This is a genomic window from Aeromicrobium sp. (assembly GCF_025965075.1).
Taxonomy (GTDB): Bacteria; Actinomycetota; Actinomycetes; order Propionibacteriales; family Nocardioidaceae; genus Aeromicrobium.
In genome coordinates this window covers 1-16,154 of sequence record NZ_JAOPXQ010000055.1, presented here as the reverse complement: position 1 = coordinate 16,154, position 16,154 = coordinate 1, and the positions used below count along the sequence as shown (strand labels likewise).

12 protein-coding genes are annotated in these 16,154 nt (G+C 70.5%); 5 read left to right on the top strand and 7 right to left on the bottom strand.

Annotated elements, in window-relative coordinates; all coding sequences use genetic code 11:
* The 4 genes from JWQ91_RS03575 to JWQ91_RS03560 form a co-directional block, all read left to right on the top strand.
* On the top strand, positions 1 to 1,442 hold a 1,442-nt coding region (locus tag JWQ91_RS03575; protein WP_366521346.1), incomplete at its 5' end, for a HAMP domain-containing sensor histidine kinase.
* 69 nt (positions 1,443 to 1,511) lie between these two features.
* Positions 1,512 to 3,071, top strand: coding sequence for a trypsin-like peptidase domain-containing protein (locus JWQ91_RS03570; RefSeq protein WP_297780930.1), 1,560 nt, complete (start codon positions 1,512 to 1,514; stop codon positions 3,069 to 3,071).
* Between the two features lie 104 nt (positions 3,072 to 3,175).
* Positions 3,176 to 4,102 (top strand): DMT family transporter, encoded by a 927-nt coding sequence (locus JWQ91_RS03565; RefSeq protein WP_297780927.1) that lies wholly within the window; start codon positions 3,176 to 3,178, stop codon positions 4,100 to 4,102.
* On the top strand, positions 4,103 to 4,306 hold the full coding sequence (locus tag JWQ91_RS03560) for a DUF2945 domain-containing protein (protein ID WP_297780924.1): 204 nt from the start codon (positions 4,103 to 4,105) through the stop codon (positions 4,304 to 4,306).
* Between the two features lie 189 nt (positions 4,307 to 4,495).
* On the opposite strand, the gene JWQ91_RS03555 is transcribed toward JWQ91_RS03560, so the two are convergent.
* Positions 4,496 to 6,391, bottom strand: coding sequence for an anthranilate synthase family protein (locus JWQ91_RS03555; RefSeq protein ID WP_297780921.1), 1,896 nt, complete (start codon positions 6,389 to 6,391; stop codon positions 4,496 to 4,498).
* A gap of 279 nt (positions 6,392 to 6,670) precedes the next feature.
* On the opposite strand from JWQ91_RS03555, the gene JWQ91_RS03550 reads away from it, so the two are divergent.
* Complete coding sequence (locus tag JWQ91_RS03550) at positions 6,671 to 7,882, top strand: ArgE/DapE family deacylase (RefSeq protein WP_297780918.1); 1,212 nt, start codon at positions 6,671 to 6,673, stop codon at positions 7,880 to 7,882.
* Positions 7,883 to 7,904: 22 nt separating this feature from the next.
* Here JWQ91_RS03550 and JWQ91_RS03545 read toward each other — a convergent pair whose 3' ends face one another.
* From JWQ91_RS03545 to JWQ91_RS03520, 6 genes are all read right to left on the bottom strand, one after another.
* Positions 7,905 to 9,428 carry a metallophosphoesterase family protein gene (locus JWQ91_RS03545; protein WP_297780915.1) on the bottom strand — a complete coding sequence of 508 codons (1,524 nt, stop codon included), beginning with the start codon at positions 9,426 to 9,428 and terminating at the stop codon, positions 7,905 to 7,907.
* A 10-nt stretch (positions 9,429 to 9,438) separates the two neighbouring features.
* Complete coding sequence (locus JWQ91_RS03540) at positions 9,439 to 11,550, bottom strand: UvrD-helicase domain-containing protein (RefSeq protein ID WP_297780912.1); 2,112 nt, start codon at positions 11,548 to 11,550, stop codon at positions 9,439 to 9,441.
* A 126-nt stretch (positions 11,551 to 11,676) separates the two neighbouring features.
* Positions 11,677 to 12,477 (bottom strand): amino acid ABC transporter ATP-binding protein, encoded by an 801-nt coding sequence (locus JWQ91_RS03535; protein WP_297780909.1) that lies wholly within the window; start codon positions 12,475 to 12,477, stop codon positions 11,677 to 11,679.
* Complete coding sequence (locus JWQ91_RS03530; RefSeq protein ID WP_297780907.1) at positions 12,474 to 13,943, bottom strand: ABC transporter substrate-binding protein/permease; 1,470 nt, start codon at positions 13,941 to 13,943, stop codon at positions 12,474 to 12,476. The genes JWQ91_RS03535 and JWQ91_RS03530 overlap by 4 nt, the downstream gene beginning before the upstream one ends.
* A gap of 159 nt (positions 13,944 to 14,102) precedes the next feature.
* Positions 14,103 to 15,632 (bottom strand): carboxypeptidase-like regulatory domain-containing protein, encoded by a 1,530-nt coding sequence (locus JWQ91_RS03525; RefSeq protein ID WP_297780905.1) that lies wholly within the window; start codon positions 15,630 to 15,632, stop codon positions 14,103 to 14,105.
* Between the two features lie 139 nt (positions 15,633 to 15,771).
* Positions 15,772 to 16,154, bottom strand: a 383-nt coding sequence (locus JWQ91_RS03520; RefSeq protein ID WP_297780902.1) for an enoyl-CoA hydratase-related protein, incomplete at its 5' end; no start/stop codon positions are given.

The window sequence follows — 16,154 nt, the reverse complement described above, 5'->3', positions numbered from 1 at the left end:
GTGCGCGGCGTGGGCTACGTCCTGCGCGAGACCCCCCCGTGATCGACGGCGTCCACCGCGCTCTGCAACGCATCACGGGCCGCATGTCGCTCGGCCTGCGGGTCGCGGTCCTGACGTCGCTCGCGGTGGCCTTGACCCTGAGCTTCGTGAGCGCCGTCATCTTCGTCATGGTGCGGGCCGAGTTCGAGAGCTCTCTCGACGAGTCGATGCTGCGTCGAGCGGACGCCGCGGTCGACGCGGGCGTCGCCGAGACCGCGCAGGACCCGGGTCTGCCGGCCTACGTCCAGGAGATCGCCGACGTGCGATTCTTCCTGGTGCAGGGCGGTGGCCTGCTGGCGCCGGCGAACAGTGACCCTGCGACGGTGAGGGCGCTGAAGAGCTTCCGCGAGATCGAGGTGTCGATCGGCCAGGCCCCCCAGTCGATGCGCACCGTGCGCATCGGCGGCGTCCCCTACCGCGTCATCGCGGTGCGCGCCCAACCCGGCACGGCCCTCGTGGTCGCCCAGTCGATGGAGTCGATCGACCACGCGCTCGCACGTCTGCGGCTGATCCTGTTGCTCAGCGTCGTGGCGGGCGTCGCGATGGCGGGCGTTGCCGGATGGGCCGTGGCCAACAACGGTCTGCGCCCCGTCCGCCGGCTCACGGCCGCTACCGAGCGCGTCGCGCGGACGTCCGACCTGACCCCGATCCAGGTCACCGGTCGCGACGAGCTCGCCCGCCTCACGACGTCCTTCAACGCGATGCTCCAGGCGCTCGACGCGTCACAAGCGCGCCAGCGCCAGCTCGTCGCCGACGCCGGGCACGAGCTCCGCACCCCCCTCACGAGCCTGCGCACCAACATCGAGCTGATCGGCCAGGCCGCCGACAGCTCGGAGCGCCACCTGACGGTCGAGCAGCGCCACGAGATCATGGACGACGTCCGCGCCCAGCTCGAGGAGCTGACGACGCTCGTGGGCGATCTCGTCGAGCTCGCCCGCGAGGAGCCCCTGCGCCACGGGCCCGAGCCGCTCGACTTCGCCCACGTCGTCAACCAGGCTGTCCATCGGGTGCGCCTGCGCGCGCCGTCGATCGTGTTCGACGTCGGTGTCGCGCCGTGGGAGGTGTTCGGCGAGCCTCAGCTGCTCGAGCGTGCCGTGACCAACCTGCTCGACAACGCCGCGAAGTGGAGCCCCGAGAACGGCACCGTCGCCGTGCGCCTGGCTGACGGCGCGCTGACGGTCGCCGACGAAGGGCCCGGCATCGCGGCACAGGACCTGCCGCACGTCTTCGACCGGTTCTACCGGGCCAGCGAGGCGCGAACGCTCCCCGGCTCGGGACTGGGCCTGTCGATCGTCAAGCGGGCAGCCGAGCGGCACGGCGGCACCGTGGAGGTGGCCTCTCCCCCCAGCGGCGGAACGGTCTTCACGCTTCGCCTGCCCGACTCGACCAGCGAGGAGACCTGATGACGGTTTCTTTGAGCGCTCACACGCCACTCTCACGACAGTCTCAGCGATAGGCGAGAATCTATGTCCATGACCGATTCGAACGACCCGTTCGCCGCCCGCCCGTACGTGCCCCCGACGGGCGACGGCGCCGCGGCATCCGACGACGGGAACCGCACGCCCGAAGCAGCACCGGCCCCGGCTTCCGCGGATGCTCCGCGCGACTCCGCCGAGGAGCCGACCGTGGCCCTGCAGGACGACGTGACGCACGCCGCGTTCCCGCAGCCCGATGCGCCCGATGACGCATCGGCCGCTCCCACCCCTGCGTCCGACGCCTACACCCACCGCTTCCCCGCGGCCACCGGCGACCCGGTGGCGCAGGCAGGCACCTCGGCGCCGCCCGCCCCCCCGCCCTTCGACACGACTCGCACCGACGGCCTTCCGCCGTTCGCCGAGCCCACGGTGACGCTGCCGGCCTCGGGCAGCGGCGGTGACGGTGGTCAGTACGGCGGCGGAGTGGCCGACAAGCCGCGCAAGCGTCGTGGCCGCAAGCTCATCGCCACCCTCGCCGGTGCGCTCGCACTGATCCTGCTCGCGGGTGCTGCCGGCTTCGGCGGAGCCTGGCTCTACGACGAGTCGCAGGACGCCGACGGCGACCAGTCGACGGTCAGCTCGCTCGACTCCGGCAAGACGACGCAGACCAAGGCGCCCGCCGGCACCGTCGAGCAGGTCGCCCAGAAGGTGCTGCCCTCCGTCGTGCAGATCAACGTCAAGGGCGCCGAGGAGTCCGGCTCCGGCACGGGCATCATCATCAGCGACGACGGCGAGATCCTGACCAACAACCACGTCGTCGAGGTCGCGGCCGACAGCGGCACCATCACGGTGGCGTTCAACGACGGCACGAACGCCAAGGCCGAGATCGTCGGACGCGACGCCAAGACCGACATCGCGGTCATCAAGGCGGAGGGCAAGACGGGACTGACGCCTGCCACGCTCGGCACGTCGGCCGATCTGACGGTCGGCCAAGAGGTCGTCGCGATCGGGTCGCCGTTCGGCCTGGAGAGCACCGTGACGCAGGGCATCATCTCGGCGCTCAACCGGCCCGTGTCGTCGAGCGACGGCAGCGGCAGCAGCGAGAGGACGACGTTCCCCGCCGTCCAGACCGACGCCGCGATCAACCCGGGCAACTCGGGCGGTCCACTCGTCGACCTTCAGGGCCGCGTCATCGCGTTCAACTCCGCGATCCGCTCCGGCACCACGTCGTCCGGCGATGCCGGCTCGATCGGCCTGGGCTTCGCGATCCCGATCGACCTCGCCAAGAACGTCTCGAAGCAGCTGCTCGACGGCAAGGAGGTGCAGCACGCGCAGATTGGCGTGCAGGTCAACAACTTCCTCGGCGAGGACGGCATCACGGGCGTCGGAGCCGAGGTCAAGGACGTCACCTCGGGCGGTGCCGGTGACAAGGCCGGCCTCAAGGAGGGCGACGTCATCACAGCGGTCAACGGCAACCTGATCGCCAGCTCCGAGGCGCTCGTCGCGTCCGTGCGCGGATTCAATCCTGGTGAGAGCATCACGATCACGTACACCCGGGACGGCAAGAAGGACGAGGTCGAGGTCGAGCTCGACAGCGACGGCGGCGCGACCGACTAACCGGTCACCCGCGCGATCGGTCAGTCGAGCGATCGACCGGTCGCGCGGGTGGAGGGCCGCCGCCGCTCGACTGGGGTGTCGGCGGCGGTGGCTACCGTGAGCGGGTGAAGACCTCTCGCGACCTGTCGTTGCCGGCGATGCTCGTCACGGTGGTGCTGTGGGCCTCGGCGTTCGTGGCGATCCGTGCCCTCGGCGACACGTTCTCGCCCGGCTCACTCACCCTCGGACGTCTCGTGGTGGGTGCGCTGGCCCTGACACTCATCGTGCGCCCGGGCCGCGTGCCCCTGCCGCGTGGTCGCCCTCTGCAGCTCGTCGTGCTCTACGGCGTGATCTGGTTCGGCGCCTACAACATCGCCCTCAACGCCGCCGAGCGCGACCTCGATGCGGGCACGACAGCGCTCATCGTCAACATCGGTCCGGCGCTCATCGCGCTGCTCGCCGGATTTTTGTTCAAGGAGGGCTTTCCCGCGCCGCTGCTGATCGGCATCGGCGTCGCGTTCGCCGGAGTCGTGCTGATCGCGGTGAGCACCGACAGCGACTCGACAGTCGTCGACACCGCCAGCACGACCGGTGTCCTCCTGTGCCTCGCGGCGGCCGTGTTCTACGCCATCGGCGCACTGGCTCAGAAGCCCGCGCTCAGGCACGTCGACCCGGCGATGTCGGTGTGGCTGGGCTGTCTCGTGGGTCTGGTCGTGTGCCTGCCCTTCGCGCCGGCCCTCGTCAGCGAGCTCGACGACGCCTCGGCACACGACCTGCTGTGGCTCGCCTATCTCGGCGTCTTCCCGACGGCGATCGGCTTCACGACGTGGTCGTACGCGCTGCAGCGCATCTCGGCCGGCCAGGCCGCGTCGACGACCTACCTGGCCCCCGCCGTCGCGACCCTCCTGTCGTGGGCCGTGCTCGACGAGGTGCCCGCCGCCCTTGCCTTCGTCGGCGGCGCCCTGTGCCTGCTGGGCGTCGCGATCACGCGCATCACGCCAGGTCGTCGCCCTCGACCTGCGGCCGAGCGCGAATCGGCGCACGATGGATGAATGAAGATCGGTGACAAGGTCAGCTGGGCCACCCCGCAGGGGCGCACGCACGGGCGCATCGTCGAGAAGAAGACCACGAGCTTCCAGCTGGCGAAGCAGAAGTTCACGGCCTCGGAGGACGAGCCCAAGTACGTCGTCGAGAGCGACAAGACGGGCGCCCGCGCGGCCCACGCCCCGTCAGCCCTGCGCGTGCTCGACTCCTGACGCAAGGTCGGGTCGCGCTGTCGCATCCAGCGCCAGCGCCATCGCCAGCGCCATCGCGAAAGTGTGCGAGTCTGCCCGGTCTGCGCCCCTCGATCGGTGCGGGATCGCACACTTTCGGCCGAAGCCGGTGCAGAATCGCACACTTTCGCCCGTCCCCGACCCCCACTTCGGGGCCAGAGGAGACGTGCGTCAGCCGATGAGGTCGGTCACGAGCTGGCGCAGGATGCCGAAGCCGTTCTGGGTGAGGATCGACTCGGCGTGGAACTGCACGCCGCGGTAGTGCGGCCCGGCCACCAGGTGCACATCGCCCGTCGACGGGTCGGTCTCGACTGAGACCCCGTCGGGCAGCCCCGACGCGGGCACCCGGGCGACGAACGTGTTGTAGAACCCCACGGTCTCGGGCCGGTCGAGCACCGTGACGCGGCTCTGCGTGCCCTGGAAGACGATGTCCTTGAACACGAGGTCGAGCCCGATCTGGTGGCTCAACGTCTGGTGCCCCAGGCACACCGCGAGGAACGGACGCTGGGTGTCGAGCAGCCGGCGCACGACGCCGTGCAGCACCGCCATCTTGGGATCGTCCAGGTCGCGGGGGTCGCCGGGGCCCGGACCGACGACGACGAGGTCGTAGCCCTCGAGCGCCGCGCCGGCGTCCTGCGTCAACGCGGCCGCGTCGTGCCGGACGATGTCGGTCGTCATGCCCAGCACGCCGAAGACGTGCGACAGCATGTTGACGAAGTCGTCCTCGCCGTCGACCACGACGACCCGCTTGCCCATGAGCGACGGCACCGGCGCGGCACCCGACTGGTCGGTGAGCCAGAACTGGGAGAGCCGCTGGTTGCGCGATCCGAGCGCGAGGATGACCTCGTCCTCGCGGGTGAACGCGTCGAAGCCCTCCACCGGCTCGGGCGCCGACTCGACCAGCCCGAACGCGCTGAGGATGCCGCCCGCCTTGGCCCAGGTCTCCTTCGTCTCGTACATCGCATCCGAGTCGCGGACGAGGGTGGCTCCCGCCGTGACCTTGAGATTGCCCTGGAGGTCGACGTCGGCGGTGCGGATGAGGATCGGGGCGTCGGCCAGCTGGGCTCCGTCGTCGTCGCGTCCGATGAGCGCTGCGACCGACGCGTAGTAGCCGCGCCCCTCGGGCTCGTACTGCTTGATGAGGCGGCACGCGTTCTCAACCGGGCTGCCCGTGACGGTGGCGGCGAACATCGAGTCACGCAGCACGGCCCGCACGTCGCGATCCGTGCGGCCGGCCAGGAGGTACTCGGTGTGCACGAGGTGCGTCATGGGCTTCAGGTAGGGGCCCAGCACCAGCCCACCCTCGTGGCAGATGTCGCACATCATCTTGAGCTCTTCGTCGACGACCATGAAGAGCTCGTAGATCTCCTTCTCGTCCTGGAGGAACTTCAGCAGCTCGCGCTTCTTGTCGGCGTGCGTCTCGAGACCGCGCATCCGGAACGTCCCGCTGATGGGGTTCATCCGGACCTGCCCGGCCTCGAGGCTGACGTGCCGCTCGGGCGAGGCGCCGATCAGGTAGCGGTCGCCGGTGAAGATGAGGAACGTCCAGAACGCTCCGCGCTCACGCTCCAGCAGCCGGCGGAACACCGTCAGCGCCCGGTCGTGGCCCCAGTCGGCGACCTGGGCGCGGTAGTGCCGGCCGATCACGAGGTTGGCGCCCTCGCCCTGGCCGATCTCGTCGTCGATGATCTGCCGGACGATCCCGGCGTACTCGTCGTCGGTCGTCTCGAAGCCGCCGCGGTCGGTGAACTCGACGGGTACGTCGGGGAGCGCGGCGAGCAGGTCGTCGAGCGGTACCTCGGCGCTGTACGCGACCTCGATCGAGGACAACGGCGTCCCGTCCTGGTGCGCCTCGAAGCCGCGCTCGCGCGCCTGGGCGTACGGCACCAGCACCAGGTGGTCCCACGCCCGGCCCGTGCCGGCCTTCAGCGGGATGTCCGCGAGGGACTCCAGGTCCGTGCGGGGACCGCCGACGAGGGTCACGGTGTCGGACTCGCGGACGCGGATCATCGCGAACGCCGGCTGGGCGAGAAGCTCGTCCAGGACGGTGTCGTCGGGAGAGGGCATCTCAGTTCCTTCGGTAGAGGTCTCGACCGGCGCGGACCACAGACAACGATGCCCAGAGCCGGCCGTGAGGCGGTCTGGGCAGGAGTTCGACAGGCCACCGGACTACTGGTGGCGCCACCAGGCTGTGCTGAGCCGCAGGAACGGCCGGATCGTCATGGCACGAGCCTAGCGCAGCCCGCGGGACTCCCAGGGACCTTGTCCGGGTGGCAATCGTCCGGGACGGATCATGGTGTCGACCGGAGCGATGGCCTGCCAGGAGTCGGCTGCCAGACTGGCGCCATGGACATCGACGTCGACCTGATCCGCCGCGACCTGGCGCAGCTCGTCAACTTCCCCAGCACCGGCGGCTCCGACGCCGAGATCGCGGCTCAGCGCTGGTGCGCCGCGACGTTGACCGGGCTGGGCCTCGAGGTCGACCAGTGGAAGCTCGACCTCGACGCGCTGCGCGCCGACCCCGACTACCCCGGCGAGGAGGTCGAGCGGGAGGAGGCGTGGGGCGTCGTCGGCACCTCGGGCCCCGGCACGCCGGCCCTGATCCTCAACGGACACGTCGACGTCGTCCCGCCCGGCGAGGCGGAGACCTGGACCAACGAGGACCCGTGGCACGTCCGCGAGGTCGACGGTCGCTGGTTCGGCCGCGGCGTCTGCGACATGAAGGGTGGCGTCGTCGCGATCATCGCCGCGGCCCGGGCGGTCAGCGACCTCGAGCTGGCGCGCCCCTTCGCGGTCCACACCGTGATCGGCGAGGAGGACGGCGGGATCGGCACGTTCGGCACGCTCCGGCGCGGCCACACGGGCGATGCGTGCATCATCGCCGAGCCGACCGCGGGCCAGGTCGTCGCCGCCAACGCGGGCTCCCTGACGTTCCGCATCGAGGTGCAGGGACGCGCGACCCACGGCTCGATGCGGTCGACGGGTCACAGCGCGATCAGCGGCTTCGAGCTGGTGCACCGCGCGCTCGGCGAGCTCGAGGACGTACGCAATGCGATGCCGCCGGAGCCGTTCGACGCCCTGCCGTGGCCCATCAGCGTCGGCATCATCCACGCCGGCGACTGGGCCAGCACGGTCCCCGACCTCCTCGTCGCGGAGGGCCGCTTCGGCGTCATGCCCGGTGAGTCGTTCGCCGACGCCAAGACGACATTCGAAGAGGCCGTCACGAAGGCCGCCGCGACCGACGCGTGGCTCGCCGACCACCCGCCCGCCGTCACGTGGCCCGGTGGGCACTTCGCGGCTGGTCACCTGCCCGAGGGTCATCCCTACGGCGACGAGGTACGTCGTGCGGTCGCCGCGACCGGCGAGCCGGACCCCGCCATCGTCGGCGCCCCGTACGGCTCGGACCTGCGGCAGTACGCCGCGGCCGGGATCCCGACGGTCCAGTACGGCCCCGGGGACATCGCCGACGCCCACGCGGTCGACGAGAGCGTCAGCATCGACCAGGTCGTGGCGTGCGCACGGGCGTACGCCGAGCTGATCGTCTCCCGCTGCCGCTGAGACCCCCGGCGCCAGACCCCCGTCACTCGCGGGGCGAGGGCGTCAGCGGCTGGTAGCCCGCGACGTCGATCGTGCCGCCGGGCTGGAACGTGACGGGCTGCAGCCCCACCGCCTTCCCGTCCGCGAACGTCACGATCGTGACCTGGGCGTCACGGCGCAGCTTGCTGCCCAGCGCGAACGCGTAGACCGCGCCGCCGGTGGAGCCCGTCGTGAGGGTCGTGGTCGTGCGCCCGTTGGCGCCGACGGTCGGCTCCGGCCCGACCTGCCGGTGCAGGTGCCCCGACAGGACCAGGTCGACGCAGCCCGAGGCCGCGGCCAGCTTGGCCGACGACGGGCTGTGGACCGCGATGACGCTGACGTCCCCCGCGGCGCACGCGGCCTTGGTCAGCTCGGCGTCCTGCTCCTTGAGCGCCTCGGAGTTGGTCGCGGCGTCCCCGAAGTAGCCCGCCGTGAGGCCCGAGCCGCGGGGATCGCTGCTGCCGAGGAACCGGATGCCGTCGACCGTCACGGGCTCCCCACCGAGCAGGCGGAAGCCCTTGTCGACCATCTGCTCCTGGACCGTGCCGCCGGTGTCGTGGTTGCCGGCGACCGAGACGATGTCGAAGTCGTGGAACTCGCGGGCCAGGCTGTTGATGCTGAACGTCTCCCAGCTGGCCCCGTTGGACGTGTCGTCGCCCAGGTCGATGAGGATCTTCGCGCGGGCCCGATCGGCGATGACCCGGGCCACGGGGTCCATGCCGATGTTGTCGTGCCGGTCGGTGACGACGAGCGCCGTCGTCTCGCCCTCCTCGGGCGTGCGCACGTCGGCGGTCCGCGCGGTCTCGGCGAGCCGACCGTAGAACGCGACCGAGGTCCGGTACGTCGTCAGGGCCCCCTCGACGATCGCCCGGCTCCCCGCCGTGGCTCCGCCCTCGACGATCTCGAGCCGGTCGAGCACCGCATCGCTGGGGAGCTCGGGGAACACCGAGGCGATCGGCACCCAGGTCTGCCGCTCCTCGCGCGGTCGGTCCGGTGCCGCGACCAGCGCGAGGGACGCGACGAGGACCCCCGAGACGGCGGCCGCTCCCACCACCTGGCGGCGGCGCGGGTGTCGGGCGGCGGCCCAGATGGTCTCCCGCCGGGTCCGACCGACGGCCCACCACGCCAGCAGCGCCGCCAGGACCGTGATGATCCCGACGCCGGCCCCGCGCATCGCCGCGTCGAGCGCCATCGAGGTCAGCGAGGAGCGGATCGCCGCGATCTCGCCCTCCGGCTGGCTGGCGATGACGGCGTCGCGGGCGACGAGGCTCTCGATGTCGGTGACCTCGCTGTCACCCAGGCGGATGTCGACGCCGATGCCGGCCGGGGCGCCCGCCGGCAGCCGGATCTCCGGGATCAGGGTCCCCGAGTCGATCCGGGCGAAGCCGTCGAACGTGGGGCGCACCGTCGAGTCGTGCGCGCCGAGCGTGATCGCGCGCTCGCTGTGGACGAAGGTCGTGTAGGCCGTCGGCACGGCGGCGACGAGCCCGAGCAGGACCAGCGCGAGGACCGAGACGATCCGGTTCATGCGACGAGGTTCATGCGATCCGGTTGCTCCAGCGGTCGGTCGTGCCCACCGTCGTCAGCAGCTGGGTCGCGCGGGTCAGCACGACGTACAGGGTGCGCCAGCCGGCGCTGGACTCGTCGGTGATGCCGTCGGGCTCGACCACGACGACGCCGTCGAACTCCAGGCCCTTGGTGTCGAGCCCGTCGAGCACACGGAGCCGGTCGGGGTGCTCGCCGATCAGGTCGACGAGGTCCGACCGCAGCGCGTCGAGACGGTCCCGCGGCACGACGACCGCGACCGTGCCGTCGACCCGGTCGAGGATCTCCCGGGCACTGGCCCGCACGGTGTCGACGAGCTCGGCGGTCCCGACCGTGTGGTGCTGTGGCGACTCACCCGTGCGGCGCACCGCGTCGGCGAGATCGGGGTACGGCACCGCGATCGCCGCGACCTTGGCGGCGAGGTCGTAGATCTCGGCGGAGTTGCGGTAGTTGGTCGAGAGCCGGAAGGCGTGCTCGGGCTTGCCCTCCAGCGCTGCGGTGCGTGCCGCCGCGGACTCCTCGGGGAACGGCCAGGACGACTGCGCCTGGTCGCCGACGATGGTCCAGCTGGCGTGCCGGCCACGCCGCCCCAGCATCCGCCACTGCATCGGCGACAGGTCCTGGGCCTCGTCGACCAGGACGTGCGCGAAGCCGTCGTCCTCGATGCTCTGGGTCGAGCGGAAGCGGTCGACCCGCTCGTCACGCTCGCGGCGCTCGAAGCTCATGAGCTGCTTGGGGTCGTCGGCGTCCTCGTCGGTCGGCTCGGGCAGCTCGCCGATGATGTAGCGCAGCTCGTCGATCAGCGGGACGTCCTGGATGCTGGGCTCGCCGATCTGCCACGAGGCCTTGAGCGCCGTGACCTCCTCGGGCCGGAACGCTCCGCGGTTGAGCTGGTCGATCACGACCGGGAGCGACCGCCACATCTGGATCGGGTCGACGGGCGGCCACCAGTCCTCGACGAAGTCCACGAACCGGTCGTCGGTCGTGATGATCTCGACGAACTCCTCGCGACCCTTCTCGAGCGCGCGTTCGCCCCGGACCTGGCGCCACAGCGCCTCGACGAGGGCCGCCGGCGCCTTGGCGTACGCCCGGTTGCGCCGCGCGCCCGACAGGAGCTGGCGACGGATGCGGTCGAGCTGCTGGGCGTCGAGCCGCAGCACGTCGTCCTTGTAGAAGTAGCGCAGCTCGGTCGGCGAGCCGGGGATCGGCGCGGCGGCCGCCCGGGTCAGGAACGCCGTCATGCGCGAGGAGCCCTTGGCGGCCGCGGCGACCGGCTCGTCGTGCCGGGCCGTGCGCAGCCCGTCGACGACCTCGCCGAGCGAGCGGAGGGTCACGCTGGTCTCGCCGAGGCTCGGCAGGACCCGCTCGATGTAGCTCATGAAGACCGCGGACGGCCCGACCACGAGGACGCCGCCGGACTCGAACCGGCGGCGATCGGTGTAGAGCAGGTACGCCGCGCGGTGCAACGCGACGACGGTCTTGCCGGTGCCCGGTCCGCCGCCGATCGTGGTCGCGCCACGGCTGGGAGCGCGGATCGCCTCGTCCTGCTCCTTCTGGATCGTCGCGACGACCGAGTGCATCGAGCTGTCCCGGGCCCGGGTCAGGCTCGCCAGCAGCGCGCCCTCGCCGATCACCACGAGGTCGTCGGGTGCGTTGTCGCCGTCGAGCAGGTCGTCCTCGACCCCGATGACCTTGTCGTTGGAGCAGCGGAGCACCCGGCGACGGATCACGCCCTGGGGCTCCTGCGCCGTCGCCTGGTAGAAGATCGCGGCGGCGGGAGCACGCCAGTCGATCAGCAGGATCTCGCGCTCGGCGTCGCGGACGCCGATGCGGCCGATGTAGCGCGACTCCCCGTCCAGCAGGTTGAGCCGGCCGAAGACCAGGCCGTCGTGGGCGGCGTTGAGCGCGGACAGCCGCTTGGACGCCTGGTAGACCATCGCGTCACGCTCGACGAGGCCACCCTCGTTGCCGACGTGACCGCGCGCCATCCCCTCGACCACGAGGGACTGGGCAACCTTGGCGGAGGCATCGAGGCGTTCGTAGACCGTGTCGACGTACGCCTGCTCGGCCTCGATCTCGCGACGTTCCGCGTCCTGTGAGCTCAACTCACTCCTTCACTGGCATTGGAGAACTCACAAGTCTATGACGTGGGTGAAATATTCCGCAGGCAGATGCCGCACCCCGGACGGCGGCGTGACGGACGTCGCCCCGATCGGCGGGACGGCGGCGCCTCAGGTCGGGTCGAGGATCCGCTGGAGGAACTGGCGGGTCCGCTCCTCCTGCGGGTCGCCGATGACCTGCGCGCTGGTGCCCCGCTCCACCACGACGCCGCCGTCGAGGAACAGCACCTGGTCGGCAACCTGCTCCGCGAACCGGATCTCGTGGGTCACCAGCACCGTCGTCCAGCCCGCGGTGACCAGGTCCTTGATGACCGCCAGCACCTCGCCGACGAGCTCGGGGTCCAGCGCCGAGGTTGGCTCGTCGAACAGCACGACCCGCGGCTTGAGCGCCAGGGCGCGGGCGATGCCGACCCGCTGCTGCTGGCCGCCCGACAGCTGGAACGGGTGCTGGTCGGCCTTGTCGCTGAGGCCGACCTGCTCGAGCAGCTCGCGCGCCTCGGCGACGGCCTCGTCCCGCGGGCGCTTCTGCACCTGCACGGGTCCCTCGATGACGTTCTCGAGGACCGTCTTGTGGGGGAACAGGTTGTGCGACTGGAAGACCATGCCGCTCTGCGCCCGCAGCCGGGCGATCTGGTCCCGCGCCTGGCGACCCTTGGCCGGCAGCGTGCCGAAGTCGACGCACACGTCGTCGATCTGGATGACTCCCCGGTCGGCCCGGTCGAGGACGTTGAGCGACCGCAGGATCGTGGTCTTGCCCGATCCCGACGGACCCAGCAGTGCCGTCGTGGTGCCCGCGACCGCCTCGAAGTCGACGCCGCGCAGGACGTGGTTGTCCCCGAACGACTTCTCGATGCCCGTCGCGCGGACGCGCAGGCCGCCCATGTCGGGGGTCGTGCTCTGGATGTCGGTCATGCGGCCACGAACCTGTTCAGTCGGGTCTCGAGCTTGCCTTGGACGGAGGACATGCCGACGCACACGACCCAGTAGTAGAACCCGGCCAGGACGTAGATCGGGAGGTAGACCTGCGCGTTGGCGGCGGCGAGCTGACCCTGGCGGAACACGTCGGTCAGCAGCACCACGGACACCAGTGAGGTGTCCTTGAGCAGCGAGATCGCGGTGTTGGACAGCGGTGGCACCGCGGTGCGGGCGGCCTGGGGGAACACGATGCGCCGCAGCGACTGCCAGTAGCCCATGCCGACCGTCCACGCCGCCTCGAACTGGCCCTTCGGCACCGACAGGATCGCCGAGCGGACCACCTCGGCGGCATACCCGCCGACGTTGAGGCTCAGCGCCAGGATCGCCGACGGCCATGGCGGAAGGTCGATGCCGATCTCGGGAAGGCCGTAGAACACGATGAACAGCTGCAGCAGCAGCGGCGTGCCACGGATGATCGAGATGTAGCCGCGCGCGATGCCACCGAGGACCCGGTTGCCCGAGATCCGGGCCAGCGCCGCGGCGACCGCCAGCACCAGGCCGATCGCGAAGCTGACGATCGTGAGCGGGATCGTGACGATGACGAGCTTCTTGAGCATCGGCCACGCGGCGTCCTTGACGACCTCGGTGTCGCTGCGCACGGCGCGCCCGCCGGACAGGTCGGCCTCGCCGCCTCCCTCGACCGACACGTCGGTCTTGAAGTACTTCTCCGAGATCTTCTTCAGCGTGCCGTCGGCCTTGAGCTCGGCCAACGCCCGGTTGGACTCCTCGAGGCGGGGGTCTCCCTTGCGGAAGGCCAGCGCCTGCTTGCTGACGTCGCTGCCGGCGTTGCCGACGATCTCGATGTCGTCCTTGCCGGTCGTGTTGAGGTAGTCCAGCACTGCGATGTTGTCGTTGATCAGCAGGTCCGCCCGTCCCTGCACGACCAGCGCGGCGGCCTGCGAGAAGCCCTCGACGGCCTGGATCTTGGCGCCGGCCTTGCGCGCGACGTCCGCCCAGCTCGTCGTGGTCGACTCGGCCGCGGTCTTGCCCTTGACGTCGTCGAGGGACGTGATCCCCTTGGTGCCCTTCTTGACCACGATGACGCCGCGTGAGTAGGTGTAGGGCGTCCCGAGGCCGTATTTCGCCTGCCGCTCCGGGTTGACCGTGACCTGGTTGGCGATGACGTCGATGCGCTCGGCCTCGAGGGCCGCGAAGATCGCGTCGAACTGGGTCTCGACGAACTCGAGGCGCCAGCCGGCCTTGTCGGCGACCGCCTTGATGACCTCGATGTCGTAGCCGGTCAGCTCATCGGTCTTGGCGTCGTGGAACGAGAACGGCGGATAGACGCCCTCGGTGCCGACGCGGACGAGGGGCCGGTCCGGCTCGGCGGCAGTGGCCGCGCCCATCGGCAGGATCACCAGCCCCACGAGCATCAGCGCCAACAGGCGCGCGACGTGTCGCATGTGTCTCCTCCGTGGTGAACCACCCGAGGGTTCCCCCGATAGAGGCGACCCTAGACCTGTTGGGGCCTGCGTGCGCCGATCTTGCCTGCCGGGACGCCTCGGCGCGACGCGACGAGAGCCCGCGACCAGGTGGTCGCGGGCCCGTCGTGGTGGGCGGAGCTACTTGACGGTGACCGTCTTGCTGATGGTCTTGCCGAGGACGCTGGAGTCACCTGCGTAGGTGATCGTGTAGGCGCGCTTGCCCTTGACCTGCTTGGTCACCGCGATGGTGACCTTGCCCTTCTTGAGCTTCGCCTTCTTGAGGGACTCGCCGCCCAGCTTGACCGTGACGTAGCCGGTCGGCGTCACCTTCGACGCGGTCACCGTGACCTTGAAGGTGGCCTTGGCCTTGCTGCCCGACGCGCTGACCGTCAGCTTCTTGGTCGGCAGGAGCATCGGGACGACCCCTGCCGCCTTCGACTCGGCAGCGCCGACCGAGAAGGCGGCCGAGGTCGTGGTCGCGTAGACACCGTTGGGGTCGGTCAGGACCAGCTTGTAGGTGCCGGCGCGCAGCGGCTTCTCGATGAACGTGCCGTCCTTCTTGGTCAGGACGGCATTCACCGACGTCTTCAGCACGGTCCCCTCGACGACCGGATAGGCGTCGACCTTGATCCCCTGAAGGGCCTTCGATCCGTTCCTGACGGTGCCCGTGATCCCCGAGGAGAGCTTCAGGACGGTCGCGGCCAGCTCCTTCTGCTCACCCGCGCCCAGAGTCAAGGGCTCCGACTCGGCCAGCGTCGCAGCGCCGTCGTGGAACTGGTTGAGGTATGTGAAGTCATCGCCCTGGATCGAGATCTTGTAGCTGCCCGCCGGCAGCGAGTCCAGCGTCCAGGTGCCGTCCGGGTTGATCTCGGGGGTCTGCAGTCGGTCGATGCTGTAGTCGGCGTCCACGTCGTACACGCCGACCCCGGCCACTCCTTCGGGGAAGGGCTTGCCGAGGTGGTTCACGACACGCCCTCTGAAGCTGGCTCCCTTGGAGACGCCGATCGTGCCGAGGGGATGGTCGACGCCGGCCTCGATCGTCACGTTGGTCGCGTCACTGAGGCGGACAGCGTTGTTGCCGGAGAACGTCGGCGCGTACCCCCCGCCCATCGGCTCGAAGGCGAACCTGTAGGTGCCGGGCGCAAGGCCGCTGAGAACGAACCCGCTGTCCCGATTGCTGACGAAGACGTCGAGCCCATCGGAATCCACCACCGCCCCGGTCACCCGGTGGGCCACGATGTGAGCGCTCACAGCCGCGTCGGTCTCCACGTCGGCGACCCGACCCGAGATGGACGCGCTGGGGTAGGTCACCACGGCAGGCACGGCCTTGTTGCTCGTGACCTCGAACAGGGCCGAGTAGGCCTCAGCGAAGCCGCCGGAGTCCCGGACCTTGATGCGATAGGAGCGGCCGCGGTTCTCTACCGTGAACGAGAACGCGCCGTCCGCCTTGGTCGTGACGGCGTCGACGGTTCCGATCCCGTCCGGGTCCTTGAGCTGGAGCTCGACCTCCGCGTTCCCGCGGACCTTGCCGTCAGCGTCCTTCACGACGCCCGCGATCTTCGCGGTGGCGGCCTGGGCGGGGGCGACGGCGAATGCCCCGAGGATGACGGCCAGGGCGGCCAGCACCGGCACGACCCGGCGCAGCACGACAGAAGCGGACGAGGACATGGGAGTACTCCGATGAGACGAGGAAGCGAGCACCTCAGTCAACCTGCCGCGGGGGTGGCCCCGCGGTCGTTCAGCGGAAGATCATCACAAGTGACCAGGCCGCGTCATCATGTGTGATCCGTGAACGGGCTGCCTGACTCTACTTCTTGCGCTGGAGGAACGCCGTCATGGCCTCGCGGGCCTCGTCGCTGGCGAACAGCTCGGCCGACTTGGCGGCGAGGTCGTCGCCGAGCGCGTCGATGCGGGCGACCAGGTCACGGTTGAGGATCGCCTTGCTCTCGCGCAGGCCCTGGGGGTACGCCTTGGCGAGGTCGGCGAGCACGCGAGCGACCTCGGCGGACAGGTCGGCGTCCGGCACCGCCCGGGTCACGAGCCCGACCGCAGCGGCCTCGGCGGCGTCGAACCTCCTCGCCGTGAGGAACAGGTCGGACGCGGCCCGCGGATTGAACCGCGGGATCAGGCTGGCCGAGATGATCGCCGCCGCCAGCCCCAGACGTACCTCGGTCAGCTGGAACGTCACCG